The organism is Stenotrophomonas maltophilia, from assembly GCF_023518235.1.
GTDB lineage: Bacteria > Pseudomonadota > Gammaproteobacteria > Xanthomonadales > Xanthomonadaceae > Stenotrophomonas.
In genome coordinates, this window is sequence record NZ_CP090423.1 from 3,793,478 (window position 1) to 3,809,970 (window position 16,493).

General features: G+C 68.3%; 18 protein-coding genes. 9 read left to right on the plus strand and 9 right to left on the minus strand.

Features of this window, described 5'->3' with window-relative positions:
- Nucleotides 1-3: 3 nt before the first annotated feature.
- Complete coding sequence (purH, locus tag LZ605_RS17675; RefSeq protein WP_249842685.1) at nucleotides 4-1,587, minus strand: bifunctional phosphoribosylaminoimidazolecarboxamide formyltransferase/IMP cyclohydrolase; 1,584 nt, start codon at nucleotides 1,585-1,587, stop codon at nucleotides 4-6.
- 209 nt (nucleotides 1,588-1,796) lie between these two features.
- Between purH and LZ605_RS17680 the strand changes: the two genes are divergently transcribed.
- Genes LZ605_RS17680 through LZ605_RS17705 form a run of 6 tightly spaced genes read left to right on the plus strand, consistent with a single transcriptional unit; the run spans nucleotide 1,797 to nucleotide 7,597 of the window.
- On the plus strand, nucleotides 1,797-2,414 hold the full coding sequence (locus tag LZ605_RS17680; protein ID WP_249842686.1) for a CDP-alcohol phosphatidyltransferase family protein: 618 nt from the start codon (nucleotides 1,797-1,799) through the stop codon (nucleotides 2,412-2,414).
- Nucleotides 2,415-2,448: 34 nt separating this feature from the next.
- Nucleotides 2,449-4,200: a bifunctional alpha/beta hydrolase/class I SAM-dependent methyltransferase gene (locus LZ605_RS17685; protein WP_249842687.1), complete on the plus strand. Its 1,752-nt coding sequence runs from the start codon at nucleotides 2,449-2,451 to the stop codon at nucleotides 4,198-4,200.
- 23 nt (nucleotides 4,201-4,223) lie between these two features.
- Complete coding sequence (locus LZ605_RS17690; protein WP_249842688.1) at nucleotides 4,224-5,528, plus strand: phosphatase PAP2/dual specificity phosphatase family protein; 1,305 nt, start codon at nucleotides 4,224-4,226, stop codon at nucleotides 5,526-5,528.
- The gene (locus tag LZ605_RS17695) at nucleotides 5,525-5,962 is read left to right on the plus strand and encodes a hypothetical protein (RefSeq protein WP_249842689.1); all 438 of its coding nucleotides are present in this window, start codon (nucleotides 5,525-5,527) and stop codon (nucleotides 5,960-5,962) included. The genes LZ605_RS17690 and LZ605_RS17695 overlap by 4 nt, the downstream gene beginning before the upstream one ends.
- Nucleotides 5,963-5,975: 13 nt before the next feature.
- Complete coding sequence (locus tag LZ605_RS17700) at nucleotides 5,976-6,605, plus strand: lysophospholipid acyltransferase family protein (protein ID WP_249842690.1); 630 nt, start codon at nucleotides 5,976-5,978, stop codon at nucleotides 6,603-6,605.
- The gene (locus LZ605_RS17705; RefSeq protein ID WP_249842691.1) at nucleotides 6,602-7,597 is read left to right on the plus strand and encodes a phosphatidate cytidylyltransferase; all 996 of its coding nucleotides are present in this window, start codon (nucleotides 6,602-6,604) and stop codon (nucleotides 7,595-7,597) included. Before LZ605_RS17700 ends, LZ605_RS17705 begins: the two co-directional genes overlap by 4 nt.
- A gap of 93 nt (nucleotides 7,598-7,690) precedes the next feature.
- Here the strand turns inward: LZ605_RS17705 and fis are convergent, their stop codons facing one another.
- The 3 genes from fis to prmA form a co-directional block, all read right to left on the minus strand.
- The gene (fis, locus tag LZ605_RS17710) at nucleotides 7,691-7,966 is read right to left on the minus strand and encodes a DNA-binding transcriptional regulator Fis (RefSeq protein WP_005419706.1); all 276 of its coding nucleotides are present in this window, start codon (nucleotides 7,964-7,966) and stop codon (nucleotides 7,691-7,693) included.
- Between the two features lie 114 nt (nucleotides 7,967-8,080).
- Nucleotides 8,081-8,845 (minus strand): DUF3426 domain-containing protein, encoded by a 765-nt coding sequence (locus LZ605_RS17715; RefSeq protein WP_249842692.1) that lies wholly within the window; start codon nucleotides 8,843-8,845, stop codon nucleotides 8,081-8,083.
- A 42-nt stretch (nucleotides 8,846-8,887) separates the two neighbouring features.
- Nucleotides 8,888-9,808 (minus strand): 50S ribosomal protein L11 methyltransferase, encoded by a 921-nt coding sequence (gene prmA / locus LZ605_RS17720; RefSeq protein ID WP_249842693.1) that lies wholly within the window; start codon nucleotides 9,806-9,808, stop codon nucleotides 8,888-8,890.
- A 163-nt stretch (nucleotides 9,809-9,971) separates the two neighbouring features.
- Between prmA and LZ605_RS17725 the strand changes: the two genes are divergently transcribed.
- Together LZ605_RS17725 and LZ605_RS17730 are read left to right on the plus strand one after the other, a co-directional pair.
- Nucleotides 9,972-10,937, plus strand: a complete 966-nt coding sequence (locus LZ605_RS17725) for a hypothetical protein (protein ID WP_249842694.1) — start codon at nucleotides 9,972-9,974, stop codon at nucleotides 10,935-10,937.
- Nucleotides 10,934-11,308 carry a hypothetical protein gene (locus LZ605_RS17730; protein ID WP_107231834.1) on the plus strand — a complete coding sequence of 125 codons (375 nt, stop codon included), beginning with the start codon at nucleotides 10,934-10,936 and terminating at the stop codon, nucleotides 11,306-11,308. Before LZ605_RS17725 ends, LZ605_RS17730 begins: the two co-directional genes overlap by 4 nt.
- Nucleotides 11,309-11,436: 128 nt before the next feature.
- Here the strand turns inward: LZ605_RS17730 and accC are convergent, their stop codons facing one another.
- From accC to LZ605_RS17750, 4 genes are all read right to left on the minus strand, one after another.
- Complete coding sequence (gene accC, locus LZ605_RS17735) at nucleotides 11,437-12,804, minus strand: acetyl-CoA carboxylase biotin carboxylase subunit (protein WP_249842695.1); 1,368 nt, start codon at nucleotides 12,802-12,804, stop codon at nucleotides 11,437-11,439.
- A 12-nt stretch (nucleotides 12,805-12,816) separates the two neighbouring features.
- Complete coding sequence (accB, locus tag LZ605_RS17740; protein ID WP_032129560.1) at nucleotides 12,817-13,296, minus strand: acetyl-CoA carboxylase biotin carboxyl carrier protein; 480 nt, start codon at nucleotides 13,294-13,296, stop codon at nucleotides 12,817-12,819.
- Between the two features lie 60 nt (nucleotides 13,297-13,356).
- The gene (gene aroQ, locus LZ605_RS17745; RefSeq protein ID WP_249842696.1) at nucleotides 13,357-13,800 is read right to left on the minus strand and encodes a type II 3-dehydroquinate dehydratase; all 444 of its coding nucleotides are present in this window, start codon (nucleotides 13,798-13,800) and stop codon (nucleotides 13,357-13,359) included.
- A gap of 292 nt (nucleotides 13,801-14,092) precedes the next feature.
- On the minus strand, nucleotides 14,093-14,833 hold the full coding sequence (locus LZ605_RS17750) for a DOPA 4,5-dioxygenase family protein (RefSeq protein WP_249842697.1): 741 nt from the start codon (nucleotides 14,831-14,833) through the stop codon (nucleotides 14,093-14,095).
- A gap of 166 nt (nucleotides 14,834-14,999) precedes the next feature.
- Between LZ605_RS17750 and LZ605_RS17755 the strand changes: the two genes are divergently transcribed.
- Complete coding sequence (locus LZ605_RS17755; protein ID WP_249842698.1) at nucleotides 15,000-15,827, plus strand: isocitrate lyase/PEP mutase family protein; 828 nt, start codon at nucleotides 15,000-15,002, stop codon at nucleotides 15,825-15,827.
- Nucleotides 15,828-15,857: 30 nt separating this feature from the next.
- Here LZ605_RS17755 and LZ605_RS17760 read toward each other — a convergent pair whose 3' ends face one another.
- Nucleotides 15,858-16,388: a hypothetical protein gene (locus tag LZ605_RS17760; RefSeq protein WP_249842699.1), complete on the minus strand. Its 531-nt coding sequence runs from the start codon at nucleotides 16,386-16,388 to the stop codon at nucleotides 15,858-15,860.
- Between the last annotated feature and the right edge of the window lie 105 nt (nucleotides 16,389-16,493).

Here is a 16,493-nt window from a genome sequence, read left to right on the forward strand (position 1 = left end):
GCATCAGTGGCGGAAGTGGCGTACGCCGGTGAACACCATGGCCAGGCCATGTTCGTCGGCGGCGGCGATCACTTCGGCGTCGCGCATCGAACCGCCCGGCTGGATCACCGCCTTGATGCCGGCGGCGGCGGCGGCATCGATGCCATCGCGGAACGGGAAGAACGCATCGGAGGCCATCACCGAACCTTCGACCACCAGGTTCGCGTCAGCGGCCTTGATGCCGGCGATGCGCGCCGAGTACACGCGGCTCATCTGCCCGGCACCGACACCGATGGTGCGGTTGTCCTTGGCGTAGACGATCGCGTTGGACTTCACGAACTTGGCGACCTTCCAGGCGAACAGCAGGTCGGTGAACTGCTTGTCGGTCGGTGCCAGCTTGCTGACCACCTTCAGCTCATCGCGGGTCATGCCGCGGTTGTCCGAGGACTGCAGCAGCAGGCCTGAGCCGACCCGCTTGCTGTCGAAGTTGTTCAGGCCATCACCGTGCGGGATGCGCAGCACGCGCACGTTGGCCTTCTTCTGCGCGTATTCCAGCGCGGCCGGCTCGTAGTCCGGGGCGATCAGCACTTCGACGAACTGGCGGTCCAGGATCACCTTGGCGGTGGCGGCGTCCAGCGGCGTGTTGAAGGCGATGATGCCGCCGAAGGCGCTGGTCGGGTCGGTGGCGTAGGCCAGCTCGTAGGCATCGCCATTGCCGGCACCCACGGCCACGCCGCACGGGTTGGCGTGCTTGACGATGACGCAGGCCGGTGCATCGAACTGGCGCACGCATTCCCACGCCGCATCGGCATCGGCCAGGTTGTTGTAGCTCAGCTCCTTGCCCTGCAGCTGCTGGAAGGTGGCCAGCGTGCCCGGCACCGGGTACAGGTCGCGGTAGAACGCGCCGCTCTGGTGCGGGTTCTCGCCGTAGCGCAGGTCCATCACCTTCACGAAGGTGGAGTTCATCTGCGCCGGGTACTCGGCACGCGCCGGTACGGCGGCGTCGGTGGCGGTGACCGCCGACAGGTAGTTGCTGATGGCCGCGTCGTACTGGGCCACGCGGTTGAACGCGGCCACCGAGAATGCGAAGCGGGTGGCCGCGCTCAGCTGGCCGTCGTTGGCGTCCAGCGAGGCCAGCAGTTCGGCGTACTGCGACGGGTCGGTGGCCACCGCTACGCGGGCGAAGTTCTTGGCCGCCGAGCGCAGCATGGCCGGGCCGCCGATGTCGATGTTCTCCACCGCGTCGGCCAGGGTGCAGTCGGCCTTGGCGGTGACCGCCTCGAACGGGTACAGGTTCAGCACCAGCAGGTCGATGGCGCCGATGCCATGCTCGGCCATCACCGCATCATCCAGGCCCGAACGACCCAGCAGGCCACCGTGCACCATCGGGTGCAGGGTCTTGACCCGGCCGTCCATCATTTCCGGGAAGCCGGTGACCTCGGCCACGTCCTTCACCGCCAGGCCGGCATCGCGGATCGCCTTGGCGGTGCCGCCGGTGGACAGCAGCTCCACGCCGCGTGCCGCCAGCGCAGTGGCCAGCTCGACCAGACCGGTCTTGTCGGAAACGGAGAGGAGGGCCCGGCGGACGGGCAACAGATCAGCAGTCATGGGACAGAATCGGCAGCGGAGCGGGGCCGATATTGTAGGCGGTGGGGGCCGGTGGCGGGCGCCGCCGGGCGAAATCGGCGGCCGGCACCGGGCTGTGGCCGCCTTCGGCACAGCCCGGTGGGCCGCAGACTGCAAGCAATCCGATGCGGCGGCACCGCCCCGATCGGGTAGGCTGTGCCCGGACTGCCAAGGATCCGCAGGGACAGATCGTGTCGATCTATGCATTGAAAGGACGTTTCCAGGACCTGTTGCGTCCGGCCGTGCGCGGCCTGTACCGCACAGGTATCACCGCCAATGCGGTGACCGTGGCCGCCGCCGTGGTCTCGGTGCTGGTGGCCGCCGCGGTGTGGTGCTGCGCGCCGGCGCAGCCATGGCTGTACCTGCTGCTGCCGCTGTGGATGCTGCTGCGCATGGCGCTCAACGCCGTGGACGGCATGCTGGCCCGCGAGTTCGGCCAGCAGTCGCGGCTGGGCGCCTATCTGAACGAATTGTGCGATGTGATCGCCGACGCGGCGCTGTACCTGAGCCTGTTGAGCGTGCCGGGCGTGCGGCCGGAGGCCCTGTGGCTGCTGGCCTGGACGGCGGCGCTGAGCGAATACGCCGGCGTACTGGGGCTGATGGTCGGTGCCAGCCGCCGCTATGACGGCCCGATGGGGAAAAGTGACCGTGCCTTCGTGATCGGCGCGCTGGGCCTGCTGCTGGCGTTTGGCTGGGGGGGTGCACTGACGGTCAGCGCCGTGGCCGCGGCCATGGCAGCGCTGTGCGTGCTGACGATGATCAACCGCGTGCGCCGCGGGCTGCAGGAAGCGGCGGCGTCGCCGCAGTAATCAAGTACACACAACAAGACAATCAGGAGATTGCATGCGTCAGGCGCAGGAACGGGAATTCCACAGCTTCGACCAGGTACCGCTGTTCTACCGGTACTGGCCGGGCACCACTGCAACCCCGGCCACCAAGGCCATCGTGCTGCTGCACCGCGGCCACGAGCATTCCGGCCGGGTCACCCATCTGGTCGATGAACTGGACCTGCCCGATACGGCTTTCTTCGCCTGGGACGCGCGCGGCAATGGGCGTTCGCCGGGCGTGCGTGGCGATGCCCCTGGATTCCCTGCGCTGGTGCGTGACCTGGACAGTTTCATCGCGCACATCGGTGCCGAGCACGGCATCGCGGTGGACGACATCGTGGTGATCGCGCAGAGCGTGGGCGCGGTCGTTGCCGCCACCTGGGTGCATGACTACGCGCCGCGCCTGCGCGCGCTGGTGATGGCCTCGCCGGCGTTCAAGGTGAAGCTGTACGTGCCGTTCGCACGGCCGGGCCTGGCGTTGATGCAGAAACTGCGCGGCAATTTCTTCGTCAACAGCTACGTCAAGCCGCAGTGGCTGACCCATGACCCGGCACGGGTGGAGAGCTACCGCACCGATCCGTTGATCACCCGGCCGATCTCGGTGCGCGTGCTGCTGGGCCTGTACGAGGCCGCCGACCGCATCGTGGCCGATGCACAGGCGATCAGCGTGCCGGTGCAGCTGCTGGTGTCCGGTTCGGACTTCGTGGTGCACCGTGGCCCGCAGGATCGCTTCTACGAACGCCTGTCGAGTCCGATCAAGGAGCGCGTGCACCTGCCGGGCTTCTTCCACGACACCCTGGGCGAACGTGATCGCGCGCCCGCACTGGCGCGCATCCGCAGCTTCATCCAGGCACGTTTTGCCGAACCGCTGCGCGAGGTGTCGCGGCGCGATGCGCACCGTCATGGCCCGACCTTCGAAGAATCCGAGATTCTGTCGTGGCCGCCCGAACGCAACAGCCTGGCGGATCTGCGTTGGCGCGTGGTGCGCGGTGGCCTGCGCTTCGGTGGCACGTTGTCTGAAGGCATCGCGCTGGGCCTGCAGACCGGTTTCGATTCGGGCAGCACGCTGGATTACATCTACCGCGACCAGGCACGCGGCAAGGGCCCGTTGGGGCGCATGGTCGACCGCAACTACCTCGATGCGATCGGCTGGCGCGGCATCCGCGTGCGTGGCCAGCACCTGCAGGAACTGCTGCGCGATGCTGCCCAGCGCCTGCGCGGGCAGGGCACGCCGGTGCGTGTGCTGGACGTCGCCGCCGGTCATGGCCGCTATGTGCTGGAAGCGTTGGGCCAGGGCGAACAGCGCGCCGAGCGCATCGTGCTGCGTGACTTCAGCGGTCTGAACGTGACCCAGGGCCAGGCCTTGATTGAACGCCTGGGGGCGGCCGATATCGCCCGCTTCGAGCAGGGCGATGCGTTCGATCCGGCGCAGCTGGCACAGGTGGACCCGGCGCCGACGCTGGCGGTGGTGTCGGGCCTGTACGAACTGTTCCCGGACAACGACGCGGTGCTGCGCTCGCTGCGGGGCATTGCCGCAACCGTGCCGGTGGGCGGTTACCTGGCCTACACCGGCCAGCCCTGGCACCCGCAGCTGGAATTCATCGCCCGCGCGCTGACCAGCCATCGCGGTGGCGCCGCGTGGGTGATGCGCCGCCGTACCCAGCAGGAGATGGATGAGCTGGTGCGCCTGGCTGGTTTCGAGAAGGTGGCCCAGCGCATCGACGACTTCGGCATCTTCACCGTGTCGCTGGCACGTCGGGCTGCGTGATGGTGACGCTGGCGGCAACCCCGATGGCTGTGGAGGGGCGCCCCTGGCGGCGCGCCCTGCTGTGGCTGGCCCTGCTGGGGCCGTTCTTCTTTGCCAGCTACGGCTTCGCCAACTGGATGGCCGGTCGCCATGCCGAACTGCCGGTGATGGCGTTCGCTTGGGAGACGCGCATTCCCTTCGTGCCGTGGACGATCGTGCCGTACTGGTCGATCGACCTGTTCTACGCGGTCTCCTTCTTCCTGTGCCGGCAACGTCTGGAACTGGACCGGCATGCGCTGCGCCTGCTCAGTGCACAGCTGATCGCGGTGACCTGCTTCCTGCTGTGGCCGTTGCGTTTCAGTTTCCAGCGGCCGGAGATCGGTGGTGTGTTCGGCTGGCTGTTCGACGTGTTGCTGGGCTTCGACAAGCCGTTCAACCAGGCACCGTCGCTGCACATCGTGCTGCTGATCGTGCTGTGGGTGAAGTTCGCGCAGTACCTGCACGGCGTGTGGCGCTGGGTGCTGCACGTGTGGGCACTGTTGATCGGCGTTTCGGTGCTGACCACGTTCCAGCACCATTTCATCGACATCCCGACCGGTTTGCTGGCCGGTTGGTTGTGCGTCTGGCTGTGGCCGGAGCGGGGCACGCCACCGTTGCGGGCCTGGCGCACCGTGCGTGATGCCAAACGGTGGCGATTGGCCGCGCTGTACCTGCTGGGGGCCGCAGCGTTGCTGGTGCCGGTGGTGGTGCTGCACGGTGCCGCGCTGTGGCTGCTGTGGCCGGTAGTGTCGCTGCTGCTGGTGGCGCTGGCCTATGCCGGGCTGGGCACGGCGGTGTTCCAGAAACGCGCCGATGGACGCCTGAGCATGGCCGCGCGCTGGCTGCTGGCACCTTATCTGGCAGCTGCATGGATCAATTCGCGGTTGTGGACGCGACGCGCGCCGCAGCCGGTGCCGGTGCTGGACGGCGTGTGGCTGGGCCGCATTCCCCACGGCGCATTGCCGCCGCCGCTGGTAGGCGTGGTGGACGCCTGCGCCGAGCTGTCCTGCCACGCACCGGGCGCCACCTGTTTCCGCGTGCCGATGCTGGATCTGGTGGTGCCAGAGCCGGAGCAGCTGCGCGAAGCGGCCGAGGCCATCGAGCGCCTGCGCACGCACGGGCCGGTGCTGGTGTGCTGCGCGCTGGGTTACTCGCGCAGTGCGGCCTCGGTGGCGACCTGGTTGCTGCTTACTGGCCGCGCCGTCGACGCCGATGCGGCCGTCGCGATCGTGCGTGCAGCACGTCCGGGCATCGTGCTGGGCCAAGCGCACCTGCGCGCGATCACCGTTGCCGCCGGAGACCCTGCATGAGCGCGACGCCTGACATTGCGGCCATGCAGCTGCTGCTGCGGCTGGGGCGTTGGCCGGCAAGCCTGTCGCAGGGGCTGCTGCTGGCGGCATTGCTGCTGCTCGGCATCGAGCCGGGGCTGGCGATGCTTGCCGCCGGCCTGTTGCTGCTCAGCGTGGTGGCAGGAATCGCCCAGGCCTATCACGCGTGGCGGGTGGCGCTGGATGCCAGCCTGCTGCGGTTGCTGCGCGATGAAGGCTTGAAGGATGAGGCCGCGGCGCAACGCATCGACCGGCTGCTGCATGACACTGGACTGCGCCGCGCACCGGACGCGGAACCGCCGCGGGGCTGGGATCTGCGCTGGGCCGGCATGCGCCGCCTGCTGCTGCGCCAGTACCTGCTGACGGCGGTGCAGTTGGTGCTGGTACTGCTGGCTGTGCTGTGGCCGCAGACGTGAACGGGAGGGATGGATGTTCGCCGAACTGATTGCGCGCGCCTGCAGTGGTGCGATCCACGTGGTGACCGGCGCGCGTGCGCTGTGGATCGGCTGCGCGCCGTCCAGCGAGCACCGCGTCTACTACGGCAACCACGCCAGCCACGGTGACTTCGTGCTGATCTGGTCGTCGATGCCACCGGCCCTGCGCCGCCAGGTGCGTCCGGTGGCGGCGGCCGAGTACTGGCAGCGCGATGGCCTGCGCCGCTACCTGATCGATGCGGTGTTCAACGGCGTGCTGGTCGAGCGCGAGGCCGGGCATCGCCAGCAGGACCCGTTGCAGGCGCTGCGCGAAGCGGTCGATGAAGGCTGTTCGCTGATCCTGTTCCCGGAAGGCACGCGCAACGTGGGCGATGAACCCCTGCTGCCGTTCAAGAGCGGCATCTACCACCTGGCCCGGCAACGGCCGGAACTGGAGTTCGTGCCGGTGTGGATCGACAACCTGAAGCGGGTGATGCCCAAGGGCCGCTTCCTGCCACTGCCGCTGCTGTGCACGGCCACCTTCGGTACGCCGTTGCGCCTGCAGGCCGATGAGGACAAGGCCGCGTTCCTGGCGCGCAGCCGCCAGGCGCTGCTGGATCTGGCGCCGAATGGGGGGCGTGCATGAGTTTCCTGATCGATGTTTCCAGCGACCTGGCAACCCAGAGCGTGGGCCAGCAGACCGGCCTGCTGTTCGCCGGTGTCGGCGCGGTGCTGGTGCTGGCCACGCTGGTGGCCGAGACCCTGCGCTGGCGCCAGCGCGGGCAGCCCAGCGCGGTCATCGCCAACCTGGTGTCACGCATCCGCGCGTGGTGGGTGATGGCGATCGTGGTCGGGCTGGCGCTGTTCTTCGGCCGTGCCGGCGTGATCGTGCTGTTCGCGATCATCTCGCTGTTCGCGCTGCGCGAGTTCATCACCCTGGCGCCGACCCGCTCGGGCGACTACTACGCGCTGCTGGCCGCGTTCTACATCGTGCTGCCGTGGCAGTACTACCTGGTCTGGATCGACTGGTATGGCATGTACACGCTGCTGATTCCGGTCTATGCGTTCCTGTTCCTGCCGATCCTGTCCACCATTGGTGGCGATACCACGCACTACCTGGAGCGTACGGCCAAGGTGCAATGGGGGCTGATGATCTGCGTGTTCTGCATTTCGCATGTGCCGCTGCTGCTGAACCTGCATGTGCCCGGCCACGACCCGGCGCGCAACGTGCTGCTGTTCGCCTTCCTGGTGATCGTGGTGCAGTCCTCGGACGTGCTGCAGTACATCTGGGGCAAGCTGCTGGGCCGGCACCTGATCGCACCGAAGCTGTCGCCGTCGAAGACGGTGGAGGGGTTCGTGGGCGGGGTGCTGAGTGCCAGTGCGCTGGGCGCGGCGTTGTGGTGGATCACCCCGTTCACGCCGCTGCAGGCGTTCGGCCTGTCGCTGCTGATCAACCTGATGGGATTCTGGGGCGGCCTGGTGATGTCGGCCATCAAGCGCGACCGTGGCATCAAGGACTGGGGCCACATGATCGAGGGCCACGGCGGCATGCTCGACCGGCTGGATTCGGTGTGCTTCGCCGCGCCGGTGTTCTTCCATGTGGTGCGGTATTACTGGAAGGCGGGCGGCGGCGGGTGATTCGGCCGGGCTTCCATCCACGCATGGCGTGGATCTACCGGAACCCGGTGGACCCGGCATCGCTTGCGCCGGGCCATGCCCGGCGGGCGGCGCTCAGGCGCTGATGCCGTATTCCTTCAGCTTCTTGCGCAGGGTGGCACGGTGGATGCCCAGCATCGCCGCGGCGCGGCTCTGGTTGCCTTCGCAGTGGTTGAGTACTTCCACGAACAACGGGATTTCCATCTCGCGCAGCACGATCTCGTAGACATCGTCCGCGTCGCAGCCATCAAGGTCACGCAGGTAACGGCGCACGGACTGGGCGACGTGTTCACGCAGCGGTGGCCGGGGAGCGCCACGACTGTTGTCAGGACGAGAGAGGACAGCGTTCAAGGGGGTTCCCGATCTGTGTTGCCCGTGCGCGCGGGGCGCGCGGCCGGACGAGGTGGTGACGGCCAGTCTAGCGCGAGCGTGCCCGACCTGCCACGGCCGGTCGTCTCTGACCTGTCACAGGAAGTCGAAGGTGAATGCGACGGTGGATGCTGCCGGCTCCTGCACGCGGAAGGCGATGCGTGCGCTCTGGCCGGGTTCCAACAGGGCCGCGCCTGGGCTCTCGCCCAGATACTGCGCCGGTGCGAATACGCCACTGCCGATCACCCGACCATCGGCGTCGGACAGCGACAGGCGCAGGTCCGGCCACGCCTGTGCCCAGCGTGCATCGTTGCGGATGCTGGCCTGCACCTGCAGCACGCCGGGCTGCCCGGGCAGCGGGCGGATCTCGCGACTGGTCATGGTGAACGCGGCAGGCTCGTGCCAGGCCGGCAGGTCACAACGCAGCACACCACACAACGCGCTCAACCAGCCGCGGTTGCCGGCGTCGGCGGCCAGCCGCGCGCGATCGGCCAGTACGCTCTGCAGCAACAGCAGCAGCGCCAGACCGGCCACCAGTGCCCAGTGCCAGCGCGGCGTCGGCAGAGTACGGGGGCGCGCGGTGCCGAGGAAGCTCGGGGTGTCGCGCACGACTGCCGGTACCGGTGTCGGCGCGACATCGGGCGGGCCCAGCGCCGTATCGTCTTCGATGACCGCCGCATCGGCGTGCAGCGCGTCGGCCACCTGCAGCGACGCCCCAGGCGACGCCTCAGGGGTGCTGGCCGGCGTGTCATTCGCCACCGGGTCCGGTGCGTGTGCATCACCGGCAGGTGCGGCGGTACGCTCCGGCGTGGCGTGCAGGAACGTGGCCAGGGGGCGGCGCGGCGGGTTCGGCTCGGACATGCTCAGGGCGCGGGCTCGGATCCAGCGGTCATTCAACCACGATCAGGCGCGGCGCACGCCGGTGATACGCATCCAGTCGCCATCCTGGGTGGCCTGCAGGTCGTCGAACCAGGCGGCATACCGCTGCAGCAGCTCGCCTTCCTGGCCGTGCAGGATGCCGGACAGCGCGATGCGGCCTGCCGGGGCCACGCGCGCGGCCAGCAGTTCGGCCAGTGCGTCCAGGGCCGAGGCGAGGATGTTGGCAACCACGATCGGATAGGTGGTGACCGGTTCGTCCTGCGGCAGGTAGACGTGCATGCGTGCCTGCTCGCCGTTGCGTTCGGCATTGTCGGCGGTGGCGACCAGGGCCTGCGGATCGTTGTCCACGCCGATCGCTTCGGCCGCGCCCAGCTTCAGCGCGGCCAGCGCCAGGATGCCCGAGCCACAGCCGAAGTCGAGCACGCGCTGGCCCTGCAGCAGGCCGTCCACGGCCAGCTGGTCCAGCCAGCGCAGGCACAGCGCGGTGGTGGGGTGGGTGCCCGAGCCGAAGGCCAGGCCCGGATCCAGCCGTACCACGGCGGCGTCGGCGGTCTGCGCGGCGTCCGGCAGGTCATGGTTCCACGGCACGATCCAGGTACGGCTGCCGAAATCCATCGGCTGGAACTGGTCCAGCCAGGCGCGTTCCCAGTCTTCGTCCTCGACGGCACGGAAGCTGCCGCCGCTCCAGTCCAGCTCCGGGTCGAACGCTTCCAGCGCGGCCAGCAGCAGCAGCGCGTTGCTGTCGGCGGGGAACAGTGCGCTCAGCACCAGAGTGTCCCACAGCGGCGTCTCACCCACGCCCGGCTCGAGGATGGCCTGTTCGTTGCTGGTGTCCGCTTCGGCATCGAGCAGCGTGACCGCCAGTGCGCCCACGTCCTCCAGCGCGTTCTCATAGCGGGGCTGGGTGGCTTCGGTGCAACGCAGGGTCAGTTCCAGGAACGGCATGGCGGTGGGGGCAATGGCGGAAAGGGGGCCATGCTAGACCATCGGGGCGTCTCCGTATTGCCTGAGATGCTGCTGCCCGATGAACGGGGCCGGTTCAGACAGGCCTGCCGGGCCTTGCTAAACTCGGCGCTTTCCTGTGCGCCGTGAACGATCACCGCTGCTGATGGCCTTGGCTCCGACCCTCAAAACCTGGTTGCTCGTGCTGCCGGCGGTGGCCGTGCTGGGCGTGGCCGGGTATCGGGCCAGCGGCCACGCGGTGGCGCCGTCCGCCGTGCGGTCGGATGCGCCGGGTGTGGTTTCGGCGGTGGACCACACCGCTGCGTTGCCGGTGGTGCCCGAGGCGCTGGCGCGCCGGCTGGCCACCTTCGAGCGCAGCGATGCGTTGCCGTCGGGCCTGCCGCTGGACCTGCGCGCCGACATCGAAGACGCCAACGACCTGTACGCCTACGCGCAGCGCCTGCGTGCCCAGGCCGATGGCGGCAATCACGAGGCGCGCTGGATGCTCAGCCGGGTGTACGACTACTGCGCGCAGTACGCACTGGACCCCGGCGGCTACCGCCTGGACAACAACGTGTTGAGTGGACTGGGGTTGACCGCCGCGCCGGCCATGGTCGAGGCACGCGAGCGCGTCGCGCAGCGATGCGCTGGCTTCGTGCCGGGCGACAAGCTGGGGGCGGCGCTGGTGTTGTCCGAACGTCGCAAGGCCGCCGCACAGGGCAACCTGGCTGCCGAGGCGTCGCTGTTCGCAGAAGGCGAACCGCTGCATGACTCTCCCGAATACCGTCGTGACCTGGTCGAGCGCGTGCGTACTTCGCGTGACCCGGAGGCCTACATGGCCATCGCGCCGGGCATGGGCGTGCGTGCGGCCGGCGACAGCGCACTGGAGGGCCTGGTGGCCGGCGAGCAGCTGAGCGAACTGGCCTGGCGGCTTGCGGCCTGCGAACTCGGTCTACCGTGTGGGGCCGACAGTGTGCTGGTCAACAGTTTTTGTGCGAACGGAGGGATCTGTTCGCAGGATGGGACGCAGGATTTCCGCGATTTCGTATATGACGCTGCGGTATCACCGCAAGGTGCTGGGAAGATGAAGGAATGGATCAAGCGATTGATTGGAAAGAGGGACGGGCGATGAACTACCGTCGATTCCTGCACGGGGCCAAGTTCTGGTTCTGGGTGGCGCTGTTTGTGGCCTACTCGGCCGGTGCTGTTGGCCTGTTGATGATCGATACCTATGAGGACCGCTACCGGCATCTGTCGAAGGTGGAACTGACCACGGTCAAGACGCCAGAAGACGTACGCCGCGCCGGTGCCAGCCAGGTGGCCGCGGTCTATCGTGCGCAGACCGGCATGCCGTTCACCTCGCTCCCGGCGGGCAGCACCTTCCAGGTGGTGTGGCCGGATGGCTCGACCGAGACCATGGTGATCGTCGATCCGAGCTCACCCAACGGCGTACGCCCGCTGGCGAAGTCGCAGATTCCGGCGACGGCGGCCGACAAGCGCTGACGCGCCTGCTGTAGAGCCGAGCCATGCTCGGCTGTGCTTTCGGTAAGGCCGAGCATGGGCTCGGCGCTACAGCAACAGAAAAGGGCGGGGAAATCCCCGCCCTTTTCATGTCCTGCGTCTGCTGCCGATCAGGTCAGCGCGATCGGCTTGTTCTTTCGTTCGGCCAGGCGCTTTTCCAGGTAGTGGATGTTCTGGCCACCGGCCTGGAAGCCCTTGTCACGCATGATCCGCTGCTGCAGGGCGATGTTGGTCTTGATGCCGTCGACCACCATCTCGCTCAGCGCCACCCGCATCCGGGCGATGGCGGTTTCGCGGTCCGGGCCGTGCACGATCAGCTTGCCGATCATCGAGTCGTAGTTCGACGGCACGCGGTAGCCACTGTAGATGTGGGTGTCCACGCGCACGCCGGGGCCGCCCGGCGGATGGAAGCCGGTGATGGTGCCCGGGCTCGGCACGAAGGTTTCAGCGTCTTCGGCATTGATGCGGCACTCGATGGCATGGCCGGTGAGCACCACGTCGCTCTGCTTGATCGACAGCTTCTGGCCGGCGGCGATCTTCAGCTGCTCGGCCACCAGGTCGATGCCGGTGACCATTTCGGTGACCGGATGTTCCACCTGGATGCGGGTGTTCATTTCGATGAAGTAGAAGCGGCCGTCCTCGTACAGGAATTCGAACGTGCCGGCGCCGCGGTAGCCGATGCGGATGCAGGCTTCCACGCACACCTTGCCGATCTGCTCGCGCTGTTCGGCGGTGATGCCCGGCGCCGGCGCTTCTTCCACCACCTTCTGGTGGCGGCGCTGCATGGAGCAGTCGCGCTCACCCAGGTGGATGGCGTTGCCCTGGCCATCGGCCAGCACCTGGATCTCCACATGGCGCGGATTTTCCAGGAACTTCTCCATGTAGACCTCGCCATTGCCGAAAGCGGCCTTGGCCTCGCTCTTGGTGGTTTCGATCGAGGTCTTCAGCGAGGCTTCGGCGTGCACCACGCGCATGCCGCGGCCGCCACCGCCGCCAGCCGCCTTGATGATGACCGGGTAGCCGATCTCACGGGCAATCTTGGTGTTGGCCACGATGTCATCGCCCAGCGGGCCGCCGGAACCGGGCACGCACGGCACGCCGGCGGACTTCATCGCGCGGATGGCTTCGACCTTGTCGCCCATCATGCGGATGGTGTCGGCCTTGGGGCCGATGAAGATGAAGCCGGATTCTTCCACGCGCTCGGCGAAATCGGCGTTTTCCGACAGGAAGCCGTAGCCCGGGTGGATCGCCTGCGCGTCGGTGACTTCAGCGGCGGCGATCAGCGCCGGAATGTTGAGGTAGCTCTGCGGCGACGGTGCCGGGCCGATGCAGACCGACTCGTCGGCCATGGCCACGTGCTTGAGGTTGCGGTCGACCGTGGAATGCACGGCCACCGTGCGGATGCCCAGGGTGTGGCACGCGCGCAGGATGCGCAGCGCGATCTCCCCTCGGTTGGCAATGACGACTTTGTCGAGCATGGCGTCCGCCCCTTAGCCGATCACGAACAGCGGCTGGTCGAACTCCACCGGCTGGCCGTTCTCGCCGAGGATGGCGACGATGGTGCCGGACTTGTCGGCTTCGATCGGGTTGAACATCTTCATCGCTTCGATGATGGCCAGGGTCTCGCCTTCCTTGACCTGCTGGCCAACGCTGACGAACGCCGGCTTGTCCGGAGCGGACGAGGCATAGAAGGTGCCGACCATCGGCGAGCGCAGCACGTGGCCTTCCGGCAGCGCCGGGCCCGGCTTGGCGGTGCCGCCGGTGGAGGCTTCGGTCGGCGACTGCATCGGCATCGCCTGCGGCGCCGGGGCGGCCGGAGCGGCATACACCGGCGCGGCGACCGGGGCGGCATAGCCGGCCACCGGGGCGCGCGACAGGCGCACCGACTCTTCGCCTTCCTTGATTTCGATTTCCGCCAGGTTCGACTCTTCCAGCAGGTCGATCAGCTTCTTGATTTTGCGCAGATCCATGAGGGCCTCTTTGATATCTATCTAGGTGAGGAGAGCGCCGTGTGGCGCCCGGGTCGACAATCAGTTGACGGACACCCGCAGCAGCGCCGCATCCATTGCGTAGCGGTAGCTGTCGGCACCGAAGCCGCAGACCACGCCCACCGCCTTGTCACTGAAGTAGCTGTGCTGGCGGAAGGGTTCGCGGGTATGCGGGTTGGACAGGTGGATCTCGATGAACGGCACCGCCACCGCCGCCAGCGCATCGCGCAGGGCGACCGAGGTGTGGGTGAAGGCGGCGGGGTTGATCAGGATGAAAGCGGTTCCGTCGTTGCGCGCGGCCTGCACGCGGTCCACCAGCACATGCTCGGCGTTGGACTGCAGGCTTTCGACGGCATGCCCGGCGGCCGATGCCTGGGCAGCCAGGGCCTGGTCGATGTCGGCCAGCGTGGTGTGGCCGTAGACCTCCGGCTCGCGGGTGCCGAGCAGGTTGAGGTTGGGGCCGTGCAGGACCAGCAGCTTCGCCATGGGATCCGGAAGACGGGAAAGGGCGGCAGTCTGGCGGAAGCGGTGGATGCTGTCCAGTTCGGCGAAGTTTGGCGCGTTTCAATCGTTCGTTTGAAATTCGCCGAAGCGCTTGTGGCCGTATGCGGCGCGCCGGATCAAGGCGCGCTGAACGTCGTGTGGGCGGGGGATATGTGCACGTAGACCGATGATGGCGGCAGGTCGGTGGATCTGCGCCATGCGTGGATGAAGGAGTTCGGTGCGCAGCAAGCTACGCACCCACCAGGAGGGCGCATGCACCCACCAGAAGGGCGGGTCAGGTCTCCAGCGGCAGCGTGGGCACCACGTTCGGGAACACCTCTTCCAGCAGCTCCCGCTCGCCCGGCGCCGGCGCCGGCCAGCTGTAGGCGTTCACCGGCTGGGTCCGGTTGACCCACAACGCGTAGTACAGGTGATCGGCGCGGCCATCACCGGTGTTCGGGTGGATCAGGATGGTCAACCCCAGGCTGTTGAGCTGCAGCCACGGCACCAGCACCGGCAGCAGATCGTTGGTGAAGCCGAAGTAGAACGAGGGGGTGACGTGCGGCCCGCGCGGTTCGAGGTTCCAGTTGCCCAGCTCCACCGGGAAGCGCTCGGCCGCCCAGCGCCGCAGCAGCGCGGCCTTCTCGAAGCTGTCCTCATCGAAGTAGATGTGCGCGTGATAGCTCTTGATGTCGGTGTAGGGGCGCGGCGTGCGGGGCAACGTGGCTTCGCCGGGGCGCACACTGGCCGGGCGCGGGGTGGGTTCGCCCGCGGTCGCCTCGCCCCAGGGGCTGCGGCCCTTGGGCGCCGGCGGCACGATGGCGCGGAAGCCGGGACGGCCCGGCTCGGTGGTGTTCACGGTGGCGTCGCCAGGGGGCGTTGCCGCCGCCGTTGATGCACTGGCCAGGCCGCCGGCCGCCAACCCGGCCGAGGCGATCAGGCGCCGCCGACTGGGCGAAAGCAGGTCGGCCCACTGGGCGTCGTCGTCGTCAGCGTCGATGGCGACGTTGGTCGGGGCAGGCAGGTCAGGGTGCATGAGCGGTTCCGTGGCGGCAGCGCGGGGGGCGACAAGGCACGCTCGGGCAGGCCGGCCGGTGGCGTCCAATAAGCAGGCGGCATCACCTCATGCAGGTTCCCGCCGATGCCATTGAGCCTGGGCACGGGCCGGGCTAGGGTGCAGGGATACCGCCCCGGAGCCCGCCATGTCCCTGTCCGATGCCGACACCCGGCGCAAGCGCGCGACCTTCCGCCAGCTGCACGCCGAAGGCTGCTTCGTGCTGCCCAATCCCTGGGACGTTGGCAGTGCGCGCTATCTGCAGCGGCAGGGCTTCCTGGCCCTGGCCACCACCAGCGCCGGCTGCGCCTGGAGCGAAGGCCGGCCCGATGGCGCGGTTTCGCTGCAGGCCACGCTGGAGCACCTGCGGCTGATGGCCGCGGCCACGCCGCTGCCCTTGAACGCCGATTTCGGAGATGGCTTCGGTGCGTCCCCGTCCCAGGTGGCCGAGGCGGTGGCGGCGGCCATCGACACCGGCATCGCCGCGCTGTCGATCGAGGACGCCAGCGGCGTGGCCGACGCGCCGCTGCGCCCGATCGATGACGCGGTGGCGCGCCTGCGTGCGGCGCGCGCCGCCATTGATCAGGCGGGGGGCGAGGTGCTGCTGGTGGGACGTGCCGAGAACTTCTTCGTCGGCGTACCGGATCTGCGCGACACGCTGCGGCGCCTGCGCGCCTATGCCGAGGCCGGTGCCGATGTGCTGTATGCGCCGGGCATCAGTACGCCGGAACAGATCCGCGCGGTGGTTGCCGCGGCAGGATCCACACCGGTGAACCTGCTGGTCGGTGGGCCCACGCCGCTCAACCTGAAGGACATCGCCGCACTCGGGGTGCGCCGGGTCAGCCTGGGCGGTGCACTGGCCCGCGCCGCGTGGGGAGGCTTGATACAGGCCACCCGGCCGATCGTGCAGGACGGTCGCTTCGACGGACTGCAACAGGCGGCCCCGGGCGCGACGTTGAACGCGCTGTTCCAGTAGGTCCCCCTGCGCGGAGGGATCGGCTGGCGCCTACAACGCTTCGATCTGCCGCTTGGGCAGCGGGACACCGGCCTCGAGTGCGGGCAGCAGCTGGCGCAGCAGGCCCGGGTTGTCCTGCAACCCGGAACCATCCAGATAGGTCCAGCCCGGATGACCAACGCGGCGCACCGCCACCATGAAGGTGGTGCTGCGGATCGCCGTTCCGCGCACCCGCATCAGTGAGTGCCGCGGCACGAAACACACTTCCTCCTCGCCGGCGGCGTAGGTCCGGCCGGGGATGCCGACGTCCTCGCTGACGATCTCCACGCCCGCACTGCGCAGCTGGGCCGCCGCATCACCGGCGATCCGCGCGAAGGCTTCGTCGCCGCCGGCCAGCCGTTTCAGGCTGGGGTGCGTGCGCGCGATCAGGAACGCCGCATCGCCACGGCTGAAGGCCGCCACCATCGCGCGCACCTCCGCGCGCAGGGCTGCCGCATCATCGGGGCTGAGCTCGCCTGCGGTGGCGGGGGCGCCCGCGCACAGCAACACGGCCAGCAGAGGGGCAAACAGGCGTCGGCGCATCGTCGGCGATCTCCACGGGATGGGGCGCACTATACGGTGAAGGCAAAAACAGCGTCCCATCGATGGTGCTGGTGATCCGGATATTGCTACTTACTATTAGTAGTT